The organism is Allobosea sp. AK1, assembly GCF_006714945.1.
GTDB classification, from domain to species: domain Bacteria; phylum Pseudomonadota; class Alphaproteobacteria; order Rhizobiales; family Beijerinckiaceae; genus Allobosea; species Allobosea robiniae.
Genome location: NZ_VFMG01000001.1, coordinates 4,671,171 through 4,689,808, shown reverse-complemented (window position 1 = coordinate 4,689,808; position 18,638 = coordinate 4,671,171). Strand labels below are relative to the sequence as shown.

At 65.4% G+C, this 18,638-nt stretch carries 13 protein-coding genes and 2 tRNA genes; 4 read left to right on the top strand and 11 right to left on the bottom strand.

The annotated features are described in order from the left end of the window. Positions 1–198: 198 nt before the first annotated feature. The 3 genes from FHT98_RS22465 to FHT98_RS22455 all read right to left on the bottom strand — a co-directional run bounded on the left by FHT98_RS22465 (position 199) and on the right by FHT98_RS22455 (position 3,817). On the bottom strand, positions 199–1,371 hold the full coding sequence (locus FHT98_RS22465; protein WP_142115351.1) for an MFS transporter: 1,173 nt from the start codon (positions 1,369–1,371) through the stop codon (positions 199–201). An 80-nt stretch (positions 1,372–1,451) separates the two neighbouring features. After that, positions 1,452–2,447 (bottom strand): helix-turn-helix transcriptional regulator, encoded by a 996-nt coding sequence (locus FHT98_RS22460; protein ID WP_142115350.1) that lies wholly within the window; start codon positions 2,445–2,447, stop codon positions 1,452–1,454. A gap of 194 nt (positions 2,448–2,641) precedes the next feature. After that, entirely contained in the window at positions 2,642–3,817 is a 1,176-nt protein-coding gene (locus FHT98_RS22455) for an alpha/beta hydrolase (RefSeq protein WP_248309280.1), read from the bottom strand. 324 nt (positions 3,818–4,141) lie between these two features. Between FHT98_RS22455 and FHT98_RS22450 the strand changes: the two genes are divergently transcribed. The 3 genes from FHT98_RS22450 to FHT98_RS22440 are packed head-to-tail and all read left to right on the top strand — an operon-like array spanning position 4,142 to position 8,827. Continuing rightward, positions 4,142–5,692, top strand: a complete 1,551-nt coding sequence (locus FHT98_RS22450) for an AbgT family transporter (RefSeq protein WP_142115349.1) — start codon at positions 4,142–4,144, stop codon at positions 5,690–5,692. Between the two features lie 50 nt (positions 5,693–5,742). After that, entirely contained in the window at positions 5,743–6,948 is a 1,206-nt protein-coding gene (locus tag FHT98_RS22445) for a M20/M25/M40 family metallo-hydrolase (RefSeq protein WP_465246923.1), read from the top strand. 49 nt (positions 6,949–6,997) lie between these two features. After that, positions 6,998–8,827, top strand: coding sequence for an SLC13 family permease (locus tag FHT98_RS22440; RefSeq protein ID WP_061963633.1), 1,830 nt, complete (start codon positions 6,998–7,000; stop codon positions 8,825–8,827). A gap of 1,101 nt (positions 8,828–9,928) precedes the next feature. On the opposite strand, the gene FHT98_RS22435 is transcribed toward FHT98_RS22440, so the two are convergent. The 3 genes from FHT98_RS22435 to FHT98_RS22425 form a co-directional block, all read right to left on the bottom strand. Further along, positions 9,929–10,195, bottom strand: coding sequence for a YMGG-like glycine zipper-containing protein (locus tag FHT98_RS22435; RefSeq protein WP_082616993.1), 267 nt, complete (start codon positions 10,193–10,195; stop codon positions 9,929–9,931). A 643-nt stretch (positions 10,196–10,838) separates the two neighbouring features. After that, positions 10,839–10,915, bottom strand: a tRNA-Asp gene (locus FHT98_RS22430). A gap of 119 nt (positions 10,916–11,034) precedes the next feature. After that, the gene (locus tag FHT98_RS22425) at positions 11,035–11,484 is read right to left on the bottom strand and encodes a hypothetical protein (RefSeq protein WP_142115347.1); all 450 of its coding nucleotides are present in this window, start codon (positions 11,482–11,484) and stop codon (positions 11,035–11,037) included. Positions 11,485–11,615: 131 nt separating this feature from the next. On the opposite strand from FHT98_RS22425, the gene FHT98_RS22420 reads away from it, so the two are divergent. After that, positions 11,616–11,691, top strand: a tRNA-Val gene (locus FHT98_RS22420). A gap of 37 nt (positions 11,692–11,728) precedes the next feature. Here FHT98_RS22420 and FHT98_RS26375 read toward each other — a convergent pair. The 5 genes from FHT98_RS26375 to tig form a co-directional block, all read right to left on the bottom strand. Continuing rightward, the gene (locus FHT98_RS26375; protein WP_142115346.1) at positions 11,729–11,941 is read right to left on the bottom strand and encodes a hypothetical protein; all 213 of its coding nucleotides are present in this window, start codon (positions 11,939–11,941) and stop codon (positions 11,729–11,731) included. Between the two features lie 138 nt (positions 11,942–12,079). Continuing rightward, positions 12,080–14,506: an endopeptidase La gene (gene lon, locus FHT98_RS22410; protein WP_142115345.1), complete on the bottom strand. Its 2,427-nt coding sequence runs from the start codon at positions 14,504–14,506 to the stop codon at positions 12,080–12,082. A 345-nt stretch (positions 14,507–14,851) separates the two neighbouring features. After that, positions 14,852–16,123: an ATP-dependent Clp protease ATP-binding subunit ClpX gene (gene clpX / locus FHT98_RS22405; RefSeq protein WP_061963721.1), complete on the bottom strand. Its 1,272-nt coding sequence runs from the start codon at positions 16,121–16,123 to the stop codon at positions 14,852–14,854. Positions 16,124–16,390: 267 nt separating this feature from the next. Further along, positions 16,391–17,014: an ATP-dependent Clp protease proteolytic subunit gene (locus FHT98_RS22400; RefSeq protein ID WP_061963723.1), complete on the bottom strand. Its 624-nt coding sequence runs from the start codon at positions 17,012–17,014 to the stop codon at positions 16,391–16,393. A 163-nt stretch (positions 17,015–17,177) separates the two neighbouring features. Next, entirely contained in the window at positions 17,178–18,608 is a 1,431-nt protein-coding gene (tig, locus tag FHT98_RS22395; protein WP_142115344.1) for a trigger factor, read from the bottom strand. Positions 18,609–18,638: the final 30 nt, after the last annotated feature.

Below are 18,638 nucleotides of genomic sequence, written 5' to 3'. Positions count from 1 at the left end.
CATCCCAAGCCTTGCCTCTGCATCGAACCCTTCCCCTGACGACCGCGCCCCCGCATGCCAACGGGCGCGTTTACGGCCCGCAAAGCCCTTTCAGGACGACACAGAGAGGCTAGCAACCCCGAAGAAAAGGCGGATCAGCTCAGAATCCCAACTCTGGGCTGGTCATCCCATTGTTGGAAAAGGCCGAGTTCCCTAGCGTCAGGGAAGGCGGTTCTCGAGCCGCGGTGCGCGCAGGGCGAAAGCGACAGGCAGCAGCAGCAGTAATCCAACGGCAGCGACCGCGGCCATCACCAGGTAGATCTGCTCCCCCCAGCTTTCGTAGAGCCGGCCGGACAGCGTCGTCAGAACGGCCATCACGCCGGCCCACCCGCCGGCGAGCCAGGCCTGGGCGCGCGCCTGCATGCTGCCCGGAGCCAGTCTCGTCAGCAGGAAGATGCTGGCAAGATGAGTGGCCCCGAACGTCAGGCCCTGCGTCACCTGAAGGCACATCAGGGTGGAGAGGTCGGGATCCCGCGACATCGCTCCCCAGCGCAGGATCGCCGTCGCGGCCGACGCCACCAACAGGCCGGCTGCGCTCGCGGCTCCGTTCATGCGGTAGCCCAGGCATGAAAACACGACGACCTCGGACAGGACGCCGAGAGCCCAGAGCCCGCCCATCGCGGCGCCGGAAGTCCCGATCGCCTGCCAGTGCAGCGTGCCGAAACCGTAGAACGCCGCGTGGCTCGCCTGCACGAACGCGGCACCGGCAATTGTGCAGACGAGAAGCAGCGGATGCGCCGGCCATGCGGCGCTTTGCGCATCGTCTCGCGGGCGGTTCACGGCACCCGTTATGCAACGGGCGGCGGCAACGGCGGTGAGAATCGCCGAGACCAGCAACAGCACAACGATCGCGTCGGTCGAGAACCATTCGAGCGACCAGCCGGCCGCGAGATTGGCGGCGGCGAAGCCGAGCGATCCCCACAAACGGATACGGCCATAGGCGAGTTCCGACCGCGGCGCCCCGGCGAGGCGGCCGAGAGTCATGACATCGGCCAGCGCGATCAACGGTCCCTGCGCGAGGGCGATGGCGATGACGACGAGGAGGATCGGCCAGAAGCCGCGCGCGACGGTCAGGAGACCGGTGCCAGCCGCAACCAGCATGGCGCACAGCGTGAGCGCCACCGCAATGCGCCCGCTGCGGTCGGCGAGCGCTCCGACCACGGGATTGGCCACGACCCGAACCAGCAACGGGGTCGCCAGGATGATGCCGATCGCGTCACTCTCGAGCGACTGCGCCTGGAGCCAGAGCGGGAAGAACGGAAGATTGACCCCGAGCTCGAAGAACAGAATTGCGTAAAGAAGCGAAAGCCGCCCGGTGGGCACACCTGTCATCAGGCCCACTCCCCGAGCGGCGGGTTTGGGCTCGGCCGGTCAGATGGCCGCGTTTTCGGGCGTGATGGAAGCCGCACCGGTCAACCCTGGCCCAGCCCTTCCCGTTCATCGGCGAAGGAGCGGACGATCCCGCGCTCGCGCGCCTCGGTCGGGCTGTAGCCGAACTCCCGCCGGAAGGCCCGGCTGAAGGTCGAGTGATCGACGAATCCAACCTCGTTTCCAATGGCGTGGATGGAGAGCGTTTCACGCTGGGAACTCAGGCGGAGATGCGCCTCGCGCAGGCGCTCTCTATTGATGAAATGAGCCACTCCGCCGCTGTTCTCGAAAAGCCGATACAGTTTCGAGCGGGACATCGCCAGCAGGCGGACCAGCCGCTCGGGACCGAAATCCGGGGCGGCCATGTTCTGGCGCACGACGGCGCGCGCCCTGTCGATGAGAGCCGCCCCCAAGGCGGAGCGCGCAGGCTCCTGATAGGTCGATAGGGGCGTGATGCAGGCCGCGATGAGGGCCCTTGTCGGCATCTCCAGGTTCGCGGCGTGCTCCGGGGTGACGTGAGGCAGATGCCGGACAAGGCCGTCCATGTAGTCGCTGAGCAGCGGTGCGAAATCCGGGCTCACCTCGACACCGTGGGCTCCATCGAGGCGCTGCTCATCGACCGGGCGCTGATCACGCGGCAGATAGAGGGTGATGACCTCGCTGTCCTGCGCCTGGCCCTCATAGGGCAGCGCCAGCGAACGAAAGCTCAGCTCTCCCCGCGCCGAGCCGTCGGCTGCCACCGCCCGCGCCAGCACCACACACCAATGGTCCAGATAGGATTTGGGGTGGTGCCGCCATTGCCGGCCCGGCGCGCCCGAATAGACAACACGTGTCAGGACAAGCTCCCCCAGGGTCCAGGACGAGAATGCAGCGGCAAATCCCGCCGACCGCTCCCCTGTCGGAAAAAGCTCGATCGTGTCCTTGTGCAAGGAACGCCAGGCGTCGAACTGGTCCTTAGCCTGAAGCTCCATGGTGCAAAACTGCGCCACAGAAAACATGCTGACGTCCTTCCTCACCCCACCATGAGAGAAAGCCGGCATCAGATACTCCGATTACTCTGCGGTTTTGCGCAGGCCACAGAAACAGGATCTGATCATAACACTGGTCGCATTTGGACGAAATTGATCTAACTCAACAGGGCTGGCCGAAAGTAGAGTTATCTAACAACAGTCTAAAATTCGAATTATCGCCGAATATCCGTCAATATTGGCTTTCGCCGCCCGGCCCGTCAACCCTATGGCGTCGTTGCTGCATCGAAGACTCGGATTGGCGCGGTGACCAGAAGAGTCGCGGCCGAGCTGATCGCCCCCGCCGCCGCCAGGGGCGCCGGGACGTCGAAATCGGTGATCACCTGTCCCTGCAGCAGCCGGTCGCCGATGAGGCGCACTGCATCCGGGCTCGCCGCGAACAGGTCGTGGTTGAGGCGGTCGCCCGCATTGATCGCGGAGAGGTCGATCACAGTGATCCCGGAGAATCCGGCGAATTGGTTGCGGTATTCCTCTTGCGTCGGGTCGATGCCGCCGAGCCGCGTCGCACCGCGCGCGATGAAGCGGGAGACCTGCAGCGCCCGGTCGTGCTGGGCCGTGAACAGCGTGATCTGCGGTCGCTTCGGCCCCATATCCTCGATCTGGCGGCGGAAGACGCCGACATCGAGATCCGGCGACGCCAGGATGAGATTGGTGATCTTGCGCGGGACGCCGCCGCTTTTGAGCGCGATCTGCCGGACCGCCTCGACGGCGGGCCAGCTTCCCATCGAATGGGCCAGGATCACGATCTCGCGGACAGAGGGGGCGGCGGCCGCGACGCCCAGCAGGTCCGCGAGGTCGGAGCGCGAATAGGACGCATTGTCGAAGTCGCGGCTGTAGTCGAGCAGGTAGCCGCGCGAGGGCCAGGAGAAGAGAACCGGCGAGGCATCGGCGTCGGCATCATGCGCCAGCTGCGCGAAGCGGAAGACGGCTCGGTCGAACGGCGTATTGAAGCCGTGCACGAACACGAAGACGCGCTTCGAGCGTCCGCTCGTCGACCTGAACCAGTCGGCGAGCTTGGCTTTCGGCAGCGCCGTGGAGGCGGTGACGGTGAAATCCGTGGCGGGATTCCCGGGAACCGATCGTGGGAGCTGGATGCTGCCGACCTCGCGGTTGCGCGGGATCGAGACGACGATATTCCGGAACGAGACGCCCTCGCCCCGCTCGCCGCTGAACAGGACGCCGGCATCGGCGGAGGGCGCGCGCGTCGTCGCCGCCAGCATGTTGACGCTGTCGGTGCCGGGAACGGGCGCCACCGGCTCCAGGAGCCCGCGCGGCGTCGATGCGCAAGCCGCCAGACCGGCGGCGAGCGCGACGAGCAGGAGCCAGGACAAACGCGCGCGAGCGGGGCGCCGGCACCGCTCCAGCCATGTCACGCCGTTCATCTCGACGCCTCGAACATCCCTTCCCCCGCATCCTGGCCCTGGTCCGGCATCGTTCCGCCCCGGTCGATCATCGGCCGACAAAGGCCCTCACCGCAGCGGACCGTAGAAAGCCACCCCGCCGGCGGCAAGCCCACACCCCGCCTACGGGCGCGAGGAAGGAGACTTTGGGACAGAAGGCCCAAAGTTTGGGATTCTCTGCCGATGCTCTCCCGGCTCCCGGACTTAAGGTTCCCCCATCACGCTCGGAGCTTTGCGGGTGCCGGAGTCTTCGGCACATCGGCCGCGGGTTCGCTGCTGAAAGCCTGGGCTCAAGGGGGGAATGCGATGACCACTGCCACCGTCGCGCCGAAAACGACCATGCAGAGGTTTCTCGACACCGTCGAGAAGGTGGGAAACATGGTTCCCCACCCCGTTGTCATCTTCCTGATCCTGATCGGCATCGTCATTGCCCTCTCGGCTGTGCTGGGGCTGTTCGGCACCGCCGTCACCTACGAGCGGATCAACCCCGACACCCATAAAATCGAGGCGGCGAGCACGGCGATCCAGAGCCTGCTGACCATCGACGGCATCCGCTTCATGTATTCGTCGCTGATCCCGAATTTCATGAGCTTCACGGCCGTCGGGCTGATGATCGTCGCGATGATCGGCGCCGGCGTCGCCGAGGAATCAGGGCTCGTCACCGCGCTGATCCGCAAGCTTGTAATCGTCTCGCCGCACTGGGCGCTGACCTATATCCTCGCCTTCGTCGGCATCATCGCCAGCATCGCGGCCGATGCCGGCTATCTCGTCCTGATCCCGCTCGCCGGCATTGCCTATCTCGCTGTCGGCCGCCATCCGGTCGCGGGCCTGGCGCTCGGCTTCGCAGCGGTCGCCGGTGCCTTCACCGTCAACATGCTGATCAAGCCGCTCGATGCGGTTCTGGTCGAGTTCACCAATGACGCTGCCCGCCTTGTCGATCCCAATCGCACGATCGGCCTCGCATCCAATCTCTGGTTCTCGATCGCCTCGGTGCTGTTTCTGACCGTCATCATCGCGTTCATCACCGACAAGATGATTTCGCCGCGCCTGGGCAGCTACGATCCGAAGCTGGCGGCCGAGGGAACAGTCACCGAGCAAGGCGCCGTGCTGTCCGAGGCGGAGTCGCGCGGTCTTCGCTTCGCCGGTCTCGGCCTCCTCGGACTGATCGCGGTGTTCTGCCTCCTCACGCTCCCCGCGGGCGCGCCCCTGCGCAATCCGACCACCGGAGAGTTGATCGGCAACTCGCCCTTCATGAACGGCCTGATCGCGCTCATCATGCTGATGTTCCTGGTCACCGGCTGGGCCTATGGCATCGGCGCCGGCACGCTGAAGACCCTGGCGGAGGTCATCGCCGCGATCGAAAAATCGATCAAAAGCATGGGCGGCACGATCTTCCTGTTCTTCGTGCTCAGCCAGTTCGTCGCCTACTTCACCTACACCAATATCGGCACGGTCATGGCGCTGAGCCTTTCGGGCATGCTCCAGGCCGCCAATATCGGCGCCCTGCCGCTGCTGCTCGGTTTCATCGTGGTAGTCGCGATCATCGACCTGCTTCTCACTGGCGCGATCGCGAAATGGGCGATCTTCGCCCCCGTCTTCGTGCCCCTGCTGATGAAGCTCGGCGTCGAGCCGGAAGCCGTGCTCGCGGCCTATCGCATCGGCGATTCGCCGATGAACGCGATTACCCCGCTCAACGCCTACTTCGCCCTCGTGGTCGGCTTCATCCAAAGATACGACAGGAATGCCGGCGTCGGCACCGTGGTCTCGCTGATGCTGCCCTATGTCGTGTGGATGTTCGTGCTTTGGACGGCTCTGTTCGCCGTCTGGAAGATGCTCGGCCTGCCCTGGGGGCTCTGAGCCCCATCGCAGCCCTCCCGTCGCCAATCCAACCCGTTCGGATGCAGATCATGACGACACCCGCCATTCCGCTCGACGTCGAAGCCGCCATCGCGCATCTCATGCGCTTCCTCTCGGTCGAGGGCGTGACCGGCAAGGAAGCCAATATCGGCGCTGCCGTCAGCGAGGCGCTGAAGGCCGTCGGCGTGCCGGCCTCGGCCATCCGCTTCGACGATGCCAACAAGCGCATCCCGCTGCCGACCGAGACCGGCAACCTCATCGTCGACCTGCCCGGCACCAAGGCCGGTCCGCGCCTGCTGTTCTCGACCCATCTCGACACCGTGCCGCTCTGCGCCGGGGCCAAGCCGAAGCGCGAGGGTGACCGCATCGTCTCTGACGGCACCACCGCGCTCGGCGGCGATGCCCGCACCGGCGTGGCGCTGCTCGTCGTGCTGGCCGAGACGCTGATCAAGAACAAATTGCCCCATCCGCCGATCACGCTGCTGTTCACGGTGCGCGAGGAAAGCGGGCTGCACGGCGCGCGCGAGCTCAACCCTAAGGATCTCGGCGGCGCCGTCATGTGCATCAATGTCGACGGCCAGCTCGCCTCCGAATTGCTGATCGGCGCGGTCGGCCAGGAAAACTGGGAAGTCGAGATCACCGGCAAGGCCTCCCATGCCGGCGTCGCGCCCGAAAAGGGCATCTCGGCGACGCTCGTCGGCGCGATCGCACTTGCGGAAGCTCGCCGCGAGGGCTGGTTCGGCAAGATCGTGAAGTCCGATGGCCGCGGCACCAGCAATGTCGGCATCTTCGGCGGCAAGGGCGGCACGGTCGCCGCGGGCGACGCGACCAATGTCGTCACCGACTATGCTTATATCCGCGGCGAGGCGCGCAGCCCCGAGGCCGCTTTCGCCACCAAGATCGCCGAGGCCTTCAAGACCGCCTTCGCCAAGGCTCAAGGCGAGGTGAAGGACGATGGCGGCGAGACGGCGAAGGTGACGTTCACCCACAAGCCGGCCTATCCACCCTTCGAGCTCGCCAAGGATTCGGCTGTGGTCAAGCGCGCTGCCAAGGCGCTCGACATCCTGGGTATCGAACCGAACTACCTGTTCTCCAATGGCGGCCTCGATGCCAACTGGCTCGACAAGCACGGCGTCCCGACCATCACGATCGGCGCCGGCCAGGCCGAGATCCACACGATCAAGGAATATGTGAATCTCACCGAGTACGAGAAGGGCTGCCGTCTCGGCATCCTGATGGCGACGCTCGAAGACTGAGACCCTTCAAACGGGTCTGCGGCCGAGACCACCCCCAAGGAGCTGATGCGTGAGTCCGATCGCCTATACCGGCATCATCGTCGCCATTACCGTGGTCCTGTTCGTTACGAACAAGGTGCCTGTCGTGCTCGTCGCGATGGGCACTGCGCTCGGCCTCTGGGCGACCGGCGTGCTCACCCTGCCTCAGGCGCTCGCCGGGCTTGGTGATCCCGCCGTCATCTTCATCGCCTCCCTGTTCGTCGTCAGCTCCGGGCTCGAGGTCACGGGCGTCACCGCCTGGGCCGGCCAGCTCCTGATCAAGGGGGCCGGAGAGGAAAGCCGAACGCGGCTCCTGCTGCTCATGATGGGGCTGGTGTCACTTCTGGTCGCGCTGATCAGCCTGAACGGTGCGGTCGCCGCGCTGCTGCCGGTCGTCGTCGTCACCGCCGTCCGCCTGCGACGCAACTCCTCGCAATTGCTGATGCCGCTGGTCTTCGCCGGACATGCCGGCTCAATGCTCGCTTTGACCGGCACACCGGTGAACGTGCTGGTTTCCGAAGCCGGGCTCGATGCCGGCGTCGGCGGCTTCGGCTTCTTCGAGTTCGCGCTGGCCGGCATCCCGCTGCTCGCCGGCACCATGGCGATCATCATCCTGTTCGGGGAGAAGCTTCTGCCCCAGCGCAACGGCGCGACCATGCCGGCCGATTTCAGCCGCCACGCCAGGACGCTGGTCGAGCAATACGGGCTGGCGAGCGGCGTCCATCAACTACGCGTCCGCGCGACCTGCCCCTATGTCGGGAAGCGCTCCGACGAAGTCGACCTCGGCACATGGTCCGGGCTCCAGCTCGTTGCGGTTCAGGACGGCGACACGGCCGGGCCGCTGCGTCGCACGACGATCGCCGAGGGCGACCATCTGCTGCTGCGCGGCGATGCCGAGGCCGCGGCCAATTTCGCGGCGCAGATGCACCTCGCGTTCCGCGAGGAAGGCGCGGGCGATGGCGAAGAAACCCTGTTCAACCGCCGCTCCGGCCTGGCCGAGGTGGTGATCCCGCCGCGCTCAGGCCTGATCGGCCAGACCGTGTTCCCCGGCATGGTCACCGAAAGCGGCGACCTGATCATCCTGGCCGTGCAACGCGGCGCGAGCGAGGCTCCGAACGCCGGCAAAACCAAGACGGCCGGCGTCGTGCTGCAGGCTGGCGACACCATGCTGCTGCAGGGCACCTGGAAGGCGCTCGACACCCATCTCGACGATCCCGACGTCCTCGTCGTCAGCTCCCCGGAACTGGTGCGGCGCCAGGCCGTGCCGATGGGTCCGGGCGCCAAGCAGGCGATCATCATCCTGTTCGCGATGGTCGTGATGCTGGCCACCGGCATCGTTCCGTCTGCCGTGGCGGGCCTGCTGGCGGCCGGTGCGATCATCCTCTGCGGCATCATGACCGTCGAGCAATCCTACCGCGCGATCAGCTGGACGACCGTGATCCTCGTCGGCGCGATGATGCCGCTCTCGACCGCGATGATCCAGACCGGCGCGGCGAAGATGCTGGCCGACCACCTCGTCTCGATGGTGGGAGACGCCGGGCCGACCGCGCTGCTCGCCGGCCTGTTCGTCCTGACCGCGGTGCTGGGCCAGCTCATCAGCAATACCGCGACGGCGCTGATCGTCATCCCGATCGGCGTCGCCGCAGCCACCGCCATGGGCATCTCGCCGCGGCCGGTGCTGATGAGCACGGCGGTCGCCGCAGCCGGCGCCTTCCTGACGCCGATTGCGACGCCAACCAATCTGATGGTGATGGGACCAGGCGGCTACGTCTTCAGCGATTACTGGAAACTCGGGCTGCCGCTGCTGATCTGGTTCTTCGTCGTGGCGGTCTTCATCGTGCCCCTGATCTGGCGCTTCTGAATTTCGCAAGCAACCGAAGCGATGGCGGCACGCTCCGCTCGCGCTTTTAATTAGCCCTCGTCAATCAAAGGCACAGGCAGATCATCTTGCCGCTTCCACAAAAAACGAAGACACCGACTGGAGTTCGATTACCGAACTCTGCTCCGATCGGGAACGATCGCGAGCATTGGCATGGCAATGGTACTAGGAGCCATAGCTCCACCGAGCGCACATAACGATCAAGGTAGTTGACGAGATGCAGATGGAACGCAGATCATTTTTGATTTCACTTGTCGGCGGCGTGCTGATTGCGGCGACAGCGAAGACGGCACCGGTCGAGGCACGATCCGCAGTGGCAACAAGCGCGCTCGACACGCTGGATGCAGAATTCACGCAAGGCCCGCCGCAGCCGCGGTCACCGGGCGCGGCTACCCTTCCCGCTCGGCCAGAAAATCCGCGGCCGCGCCGGAAGAACTGGCATCGCTATCGCCAGCGCAACCGCCGGCCGCTGCCCCCGCCGCCCCGGCACCGCGGGCGCCGCTGACGGCAAATCGGAACAGCCCCCATCCCGTGTGCGGGAGCCAGCCCGTCAGACTCGTGGGCCTGCACTCGGGCGCACCGCGCGCCACACAAGCGGGCGAGCCGATGTCAAATCCCGCTCCAATCGCGGAGACCCGTCAGGACGGCGTGGCTCGACGTGGAGGCCGCAAACGACCTCGGGAGCGGCGAAGCCGCGGGGCACGCCATTTCTGGCTACGCGGCTGCCGGGGGCGAAACTGCCGCTTCCGATTATAGTACAGTTGCGGGCGTTGGCTGAATGCCACATCGACCTGGTCCAGCGCACGCGCCGTCCCTTCTGGCAGCGCTGCCTCGCCTGTCGCGGCAGCGCCGATGGCAATGTCGAACAAAGCCGAACCGGCCAGCCCGAGAAGTCCAGACAGAACCAGCCGTCTGCTCACCATATCATGCTTCTCCTGCCACCAGCGCACCGGGCGCCAGCCCGACATACGCCCCAAGCCAATCGGTCAGGTCTCTGCCCTCGGGCTCCCAAACTCCCGTCAGGCGAAGCAACGGGCCGGTCATTCCCGACGATCGTCGGGCCAGCGGGCTTGTTTCAGAACGTCAAGGGCAGCGCGCCTCGAACACGCGCCCATGGCGGTCACGATAAAGGCAGTTGTTCGGAGTGGTCGCCCGGCCAATCACGGCGCCCGTGACACCGCCCACAGCGGCACCGATCGCCGCTCCACGCCCACCTCCCGCAATGCCGCCAACGATGGCACCGGTCCCAGCGCCAATGGCCGCACCGCCGAGGGTCCGCTGATCGGCAGAGTTGGCATTGCACCCCGCAAGAGCCAAGCCGATGACGAAGACTGCAATTTTCGCGCGCATCCCTGTCCGTCCTTCTCAAAATCAATGGGCCTTCGGCTTCGCAAGAAGCGGGTCCCACAATGATGGAACGCCATCGCAAGCGATCTTCCGAGGCTGCCGCAAGCCTAGGCTGCGCAACCGAAAATGCATCCGCAGAGAATCTCAGGGCCTGTACTCAACATCCCAACCTGTCCCCCCGGCCTGCTGACGGCTTCATGGACCTGGCGGTTAGGCTGATGCAGCCGATCGTCGAGTGCCTGCAAACCACGTCGTCAAGCTAGGCTTGCGAACGCCCACGGGACCGAGTTCCGAGAGGCTCTCCATCGGTATCATCCGTGGTTTGGTTGTGAGGTCGGCGTTCATGGCATCGTCAGTGCGACGGCGCGCGTTTCCGCTACGCGGTGGCCAGCATCCATGGGGTGACGCCGTTGTCGGCGACGAGTTTCTGGAACTGTCCGCTGGCGCACTGCGCTGGAGTTAGAGTTGACCCGGCTTCAGAAGACCTACAGCCCGGTCAACATCGCCATCGTCCGTGACGTCGATGCCAGCCGTCGCGAAGGGCGCGCCAAACTCAGAAAGAACAAACCGAGATGAAAGGTGTAATGAGCCTGCTCCGGAAAGTGTAACGACCGGGCGGCCAAGCGAGCTAAGGCTTTGATTTATATGGCGCGGGCGACGGGGCTCGAACCCGCGACCTCCGGCGTGACAGGCCGGCACTCTAACCAACTGAGCTACGCCCGCGCAGGGCGGCTGGGGCATTCGCCGTCAGCGACGTGGTGAGTATTGCCCCCGACCGGAAGTGTCAAGCGAGTGACGCCGGCAAAATCGCATCTGGGGAAAATTATCCTCGCCCTCTCCTATCACTCGGCCGCGTCACCCTCGTTCCATGGCGATGCCAGGCAGGGATCGAGCAGGACGTGGCGACTGTCCTGGCGGTTATATCCGCCGCGCAGGACCGCCTTGTCGCCCAGCTTCAGGTCGCCGGCGCCATAGGTCACGCACAGAACCCGGACGCCCGGTGCGGCACAGACCGCGACATACCAAAGCGCACCGTCCGTCCGGATGAGACTCACCGTTCCCGCGATCGCCATGTCGACACGCGAATCGCGTGGCACCGAATCCGGGAGCTGCGCCGCGATGCTCTCGCAGCTCGCCGGCTTGCCGGGCTGCTCCGGATGGGAAAAGGCCGGACGATCGACGAAGAAGGAATCGGGCAGGAGCGACTGCGCCGCAGCCCGCCCTGCAGCGAGGACGAGGCCGAGGTAGGTGCCTGCCAGTACGCAACGCAGGACGGGACGAGAACGGGTCAAGCGGCTGATCTCCATGAGCCCGGCAGGGTGACGATGAAGATGGCGGAATTCGGCCGCCCGCAAGCCTTGGCAAGACGCTCGCCCGACAATGCTTGCGATGCGGCGGCCAAGGCCTTAAAGGCGACCGCGAGGGGCGGTTAGCTCAGTTGGTAGAGCATCTCGTTTACACCGAGAGGGTCGGCGGTTCGAGCCCGTCACCGCCCACCAGATCCGTCAGGCACCTGCCGTCGCAGCCTGTTGGTCGCTAACCAGCTCGCTCCGTACGTCGCCTGGCCGCGGCGTCGAGCCGGGCGACACGGCGGATCGCTTCTTCGACATCGACCGAACCGGCCAGCTTCAGCGGATTCAGCGGATGATCCGCCTCCGCCAACGCCCGACGTACCGGCGCGGGCAGGCTATCGAATGCAGCCCATCCATCCGGTTTCGGCCTGCGTTTCGGAAGGCGTCGCAGCTTCATGGCCCTCTGATCGAACTGCCTGCGGAGAAGCAGGCTTAAAATGGTCCTGAACAGACCTTGCGGCAATGACCGGCCTTGCGCCCAAAAGAAAACCGCCGGCGCTTGCGCGCCGGCGGTTCGTTCTTCCTGGATCCGAGGTCAGTGGGCGACGAGGCCCGCGGCATCCTCATCCCCGCCCTTGGGCAGCGGAGCCTTGAGATCCTCTTCCCAGACGATCGGAACCGGCTGGCGGGTCAGCGCGTGCTGGAGCACCTGCTCCATGCGCGCTACGGGCACGATCTCCAGCCCGTCACGGACGGACTTCGGCAGGTCGATCAGGTCCTTGGCGTTCTCCTCGGGGATCAGCACCTTCTTGATGCCGCCGCGAAGCGCCGCCAGGAGCTTCTCCTTCAGACCGCCGATCGGCAGCACCCTGCCCCGCAGCGTGACCTCGCCGGTCATGGCGACGTCCCGGTTGGTCGGGATGCCCGTCAGGATCGAGACGATGGTGGTCGCCATCGCGATGCCGGCCGACGGGCCGTCCTTCGGGGTCGCCCCCTCGGGAACGTGGACGTGGATGTCACGCCGGTCGAAGAGCGGCGGCTCGATGCCGAAATCGACGGCCCGCGAGCGGACATAGGACGCCGCCGCCGAGATCGATTCCTTCATCACGTCGCGCAGGTTGCCGGTGACGGTCATGCGGCCCTTGCCGGGCACCATGACGCCCTCGATCGTCAGCAACTCGCCGCCGACCTCGGTCCAGGCCAGACCGGTGACGACACCGACCTGATCCTCCGTCTCCGCCATGCCGTAGCGATAGCGCGGCGGGCCGAGATACTCCTCAAGCAACGGCTCGTTGACCACGACCTTGGCCTTCTTGCCGAGCACGATGTCCTTCACGCCCTTGCGGACCGTGTTGGAGAGCTCGCGCTCGAGGTTGCGGACGCCGGCCTCGCGGGTATAGCGCCGCACCAGCGTCTGCACGGCCTCGTCCGTGATCGACCACTCCTTGCCGCTGAGCCCATGCTTCTTGATCGCATTCGGGATCAGGTGCTTGCGGGCGATCTCCGTCTTCTCTTCCTCGGTGTAGCCGGCGATGCGGATCACCTCCATCCGGTCCAGCAGGGCCGGCGGGATGTTCAGCGTATTCGCCGTCGTCACGAACATCACGTTCGACAGGTCGTAGTCGACCTCGAGGTAATGGTCGTTGAAGGTCGAGTTCTGCTCGGGGTCGAGCACCTCCAGCAGGGCCGCCGAGGGATCGCCGCGGAAGTCCTGGCCCATCTTGTCGATCTCGTCGAGCAGGATGAGCGGGTTGGAGGTCTTGGCCTTCTTCATCGACTGGATGATCTTGCCGGGCATCGAGCCGATATAGGTGCGGCGGTGACCGCGGATCTCGGCCTCGTCACGCACGCCGCCGAGCGACATGCGCACGAACTCACGGCCGGTCGCCTTGGCGATCGACTTGCCGAGCGAGGTCTTGCCGACGCCCGGAGGGCCGACGAGGCACAGAATCGGACCGGCGAGCTTGTTGGCGCGCTGCTGCACGGCGAGATATTCGACGATGCGGTCCTTGACCTTGTCGAGGCCGAAATGATCGTCGTCGAGCACCAGCTGGGCGGCGTTGAGATCCTTCTTGATCTTTGAGCGCTTCCCCCACGGGATGCCGAGCATCCAGTCGAGATAGTTGCGCACCACGGTCGCTTCCGCGGACATCGGCGACATCTGGCGCAGCTTCTTCAGCTCGGCCGTCGCCTTGTCGCGGGCTTCCTTGGTCAGCTTGGTCTGGGCGATGCGCTCCTCCAGCTCGGCCAGCTCGTCGCGGCCTTCATCGCCGTCGCCGAGCTCCTTCTGGATCGCCTTCATCTGCTCGTTGAGATAGTACTCGCGCTGGGTCTTCTCCATCTGGCGCTTGACGCGCGAGCGGATGCGCTTCTCGACCTGCAGCACGGACATCTCGCTCTCCATGAGCGACAGGACCTTCTCCAGGCGATGGGCGACGTTGGTGATCTCCAGCACGCCCTGGCGATCGGCGATCTTGACCGCCAGATGCGAGGCGACGGTATCGGCGAGCTTGGTCGGCTCGTCGATCTGCGTGACCGCAGCGACGATCTCGCCCGAGATCTTCTTGTTGAGCTTCACATAGCTCTCGAACTCGCTGACGACCGAACGGGCGAGCGCCTCGACCTCGACCTTCTTGCCTTCTTCCTCGGCCAAGCCGGTGGCCTCGGCCTCGTAGAAGGATTCGCTCGCCGAATAGGACGAGGCCTTGGCACGGCCGACGCCTTCGACAAGCACCTTCACGGTGGAATCGGGCAGTTTCAGCAGCTGCAGCACGCGGGCGAGCGTGCCGATCTCGTAGATCTCGTCGGGCTGCGGATCATCGTCGCCGGCGTTCTTCTGTGTCGCCAGCAGGATCAGCCCGTCCGTCTTCACCACTTCCTCAAGCGCGCGGATGGACTTCTCGCGGCCGACGAAGAGCGGGACGATCATGTGGGGGAAAACGACGATGTCGCGCAAAGGCAGTACCGGGAAGGTGCCGGCCTCGCCTGGGACGAAGGGAGCGCGTGGCGTCGAGCCAGTCATGGCAATTCCTTTGCAGTTGCGCCCGGCGGACCCCCGAAATGGGCGGAACGATCGGACGTGTGCGGCCAAGGCGACCATTCGCCTCTCCGCCCTCGCGCATCGCACCCTCCAAGGCATGCGACTCTCGCAAGTGCACCTAAAGTGGAGACTTCCTCGCCGGCTTTCAAGCGAGGTATCCGGCCCATGCACCGCTGTCCTGCAACGGACGAGGGACGGATGCCGCGAGAAGAGGTGGTTCAATCTCGCGCAGGGCTGTTGCGATGCGAAACCGCGACCGACCCATGCCCATCACAACGCAAAACGCGCGCCAAGGGCGCGCGTCCTGTTGTCGCATTGCAGGAAAGGTCAGGAGGCCGAGGCGGTCTTCGTCTCGTCCTCGCGCTCGGCATAGATGAAGAGCGGGCGGGCCTTGCTCTCCACCGCCTCGGGGCCGATCACCACCTGCTCGACGCCTTCGAGGCCGGGCAGTTCGTACATGGTCTCGAGCAGGATGCTCTCCATGATCGAGCGCAGGCCGCGCGCGCCGGTCTTCCGCTCGATCGCCTTGCGGGCGATCAGGCTGACGGCCTCGTCGGTGAAGGTGAGCTGGGTGTCCTCCATCTCGAACAGGCGCTGATACTGCTTGACGAGCGCATTCTTCGGCTCGGTCAGGATGGTCTTCAGCGCCGGCTCGTCGAGATCCTCCAGCGTCGCCAGGACGGGCAGGCGGCCGACGAATTCGGGGATCAGGCCGAACTTCAGCAGATCCTCGGGCTCGACCTGACGGAAGATCTGGCCGATGCGGCGGTCGTCCGGGGCCTCGACCTTGGCGCCGAAGCCGATCGAGGTGCCCTGCCCGCGGCTCGAGATGATCTTGTCGAGACCGGCGAAGGCGCCACCGCAGATGAAGAGGATATTGGTGGTGTCGACCTGCAGGAATTCCTGCTGCGGATGCTTGCGCCCGCCCTGCGGCGGCACGGAGGCGACGGTGCCTTCCATGATCTTCAGCAGCGCCTGCTGGACGCCCTCGCCCGAGACGTCGCGGGTGATCGAGGGATTGTCCGACTTGCGGCTGATCTTGTCGATCTCGTCGATATAGACGATGCCGCGCTGCGCCCGCTCGACATTGTAGTCGGAAGCCTGGAGCAGCTTGAGGATGATGTTCTCGACATCCTCGCCGACATAGCCGGCCTCGGTCAGCGTCGTCGCATCGGCCATGGTGAAGGGCACGTCGAGGATGCGGGCGAGCGTCTGCGCAAGCAGCGTCTTGCCCGAGCCGGTCGGCCCGATCAGCAGGATGTTCGACTTCGCCAGCTCGACGTCGTTCTGCTTCGTCGCGTGCGAGAGGCGCTTGTAATGGTTGTGCACCGCCACCGAGAGCACCTTCTTGGCGTGCTCCTGGCCGATGACATAGTCGTCGAGGACCTTGCGGATCTCCTTGGGAGTCGGCACGCCGTCCTTCGACTTCACCAGCGCGGATTTGGATTCCTCGCGGATGATGTCCATGCAGAGCTCGACGCATTCATCGCAGATGAACACGGTCGGGCCCGCGATGAGCTTGCGGACCTCGTGTTGGCTCTTGCCGCAGAAAGAGCAGTAAAGCGTGCTCTTCGAGTCGCCGCCGGGCTTGTTAGCCATCGTCCATCTCCAGTTCGGGAGCCGGGAGCCGCATCGCCAGTGGCGGATGCAGCCGTCGTCTCTCCGTCATATCTAAGCGCTCAGATCACGATGATTAGGTTAACGGCCCGTTCCGGTACATTCGGATACGCAGGGCCGGCCTAAGCCGGATCAGATTGGAGCGCTCGTCCGCTCACCCCCGGCCCCATGCAAACACGGGGCCGATCCTCAATGCAATATGGGGGCTCCGGAAGGCCGGGCCAACCCACAGGATCGCGAGCGCCGCGATCAGGCCTCGGGCTCGGCGCGGCGCTCCATGACCTTGTCGATCAGGCCGAAATCGCGGGCCTGCTCGGCGGTCATGAAATTGTCGCGCTCCAGCGCGGCGACGATGTCCTCGTAGGGACGCCCGGTATGCTTCACGTAGATTTCGTTCAGCCGCTTCTTCAGGCTCTCGACTTCCCGGGCGTGGATCAGGATGTCGGTGACCTGGCCCTGATAGCCGCCGGAGGGCTGGTGAACCATGATGCGGGCGTTCGGCAGGGCGAAGCGCATGTCCTTGGCACCGGCCGTCAGCAGCAGCGAGCCCATCGAGGCGGCCTGGCCGATGCAGACCGTGGTCACCGGGCAGCGGATCAGCTGCATGGTGTCGTAGATCGAGAGGCCGGACGTCACCACGCCGCCGGGCGAGTTGATGTAGAAGGAGATTTCCTTCTTGGGGTTCTCGGCCTCGAGAAACAGGAGCTGCGCCACGATCAGCGACGCCGAGTAATCCTCGACCGGGCCGGTCAGGAAGATGATGCGCTCGCGCAGCAGGCGCGAATAGATGTCGAAGGCGCGTTCACCGCGGCTCGACTGCTCGACCACCATCGGGACGAGATTGTTGTAGGTCTCGAGCGGATCGCGAAGCATGGATCTGTCCTTGAGGTGGAGCGCTGGGGAAGCCAGCGAGATGTCGAATCAGCGGTGTCTAGGCAGACACTCACTTAAGCACGGCAGTCGCGGCTGAAAAGGGAAGCGCCGCCGGTCGCGAAGGCCGGCGGCGCGATAGCTGTCGTTAAGGTTGCCGTGAGGCTCAGGCGGAGGCGTCGTCGGCCTTGGCCTCGGCCTTCTTCGCCTTCTTGGCGGCGGCCTTCTTCGGCTTGGCCTCGGCGGTGTCCTCGGCATCCTCGTCGGCGTAGAGCGCCTCGCGCGAAACCGTCTGGTCCTCGACCTTCACCTGGCCGAGCAGATGGTCGACGACCTTCTCCTCGAAGATCGGAGCGCGGATCTCGGCGAGAGCCTGCGGGTTCTTGCGATAGAACTCCCAGACTTCCTTCTCCTGGCCGGGGAAGGAGCGGGCGCGCTCGATCAGGGCCTGGGTGACCTCGTCATCCGAGATCTGGACCTTGGCCTGCTCGCCGATCTCGGCCAGCACGAGGCCCAGGCGCACGCGGCGCTCGGCGATCTTGCGGTAGTCGGCGCGCGCGGCGTCCTCGGTGGTGTCCTCGTCGGCGAAGGTCTTGTTGGCCTGCTTCATGTCGGCCTCGACCTGGCCCCAGACGCTGGTGAACTCCTGCTCGACCAGGGTCGGCGGCAGCTCGAAGCTGTACTTGCCGTCGAGCGCGTCGAGCAGGCCCTTCTTGAGCTTGCGGCGCGACTGGGCGACGAAATCACGGCCGATCTGCTCGCGCACGGCTTCCTTGAGCTTGTCGAGCGACTCCATGCCGAAGCCCTTGGCGAGTTCGTCGTCGATCTTGACGGCGTCCGGGCCCTGGACGTCGGTCACGGTGACCTCGAACTCGGCCGGCTTGCCGGCGAGGTTCTCGGCCGCATAGTTCTCGGGGAAAGTCACCTTGACGGTGCGGGTCTCGCCGGTCTTGGCGCCCTCGAGCTGCTCCTCGAAGCCCGGGATGAACTGGCCGGCGCCGAGATCGAGCGGGATGCCCTCGCCCGTGCCGCCGTCGAACTTCTCACCGTCGAGCGTGCCGACGAAGGAGATGATCAGGCGGTCGCCCTTCTCGGCCTTGGCCTTCTCGCCCTTCGAGGTGTAGCTGCGGTTGCCGGCAGCCATGCGCAGAAGCGCGGCATCGACATCGGCGTCCGGAACCTCGGCGACCGGCTTCACCAGCGAAACGTCCGAGAGGTCGGCGAGCTCGATCTTCGGGAGCACTTCCAGCGCGACGGTGAAGGCGAGATCGCCCTTGGCCTCCATCGCGGCCTCGATCTCTTCCTTGTTCTCGGGGAAGCGGATCTGCGGCTCGAAGGCGAGCTTCAGGTTGTTGTCGGCGACGATCTTCTGGTTCGCCTCGTTGACGGCGTTCTGCAGCACGTCGGACATGACCGAGCGGCCATAGAGGCGGCGCAGATGCGCGACCGGCACCTTGCCCGGGCGGAAGCCGTTGATCTTGGCCTTGCCCTGGAGGTCCTGGAGGCTGCCATCGAGCCTGGTCTTCAGGTCGGCGGCGTTCAGCACCACCTGGAATTCGCGCTTGAGGCCCTGGGACAGGGTTTCGGTCACGTTCATTTTTGTACCGCCAACAGCTCGTTTACGTCT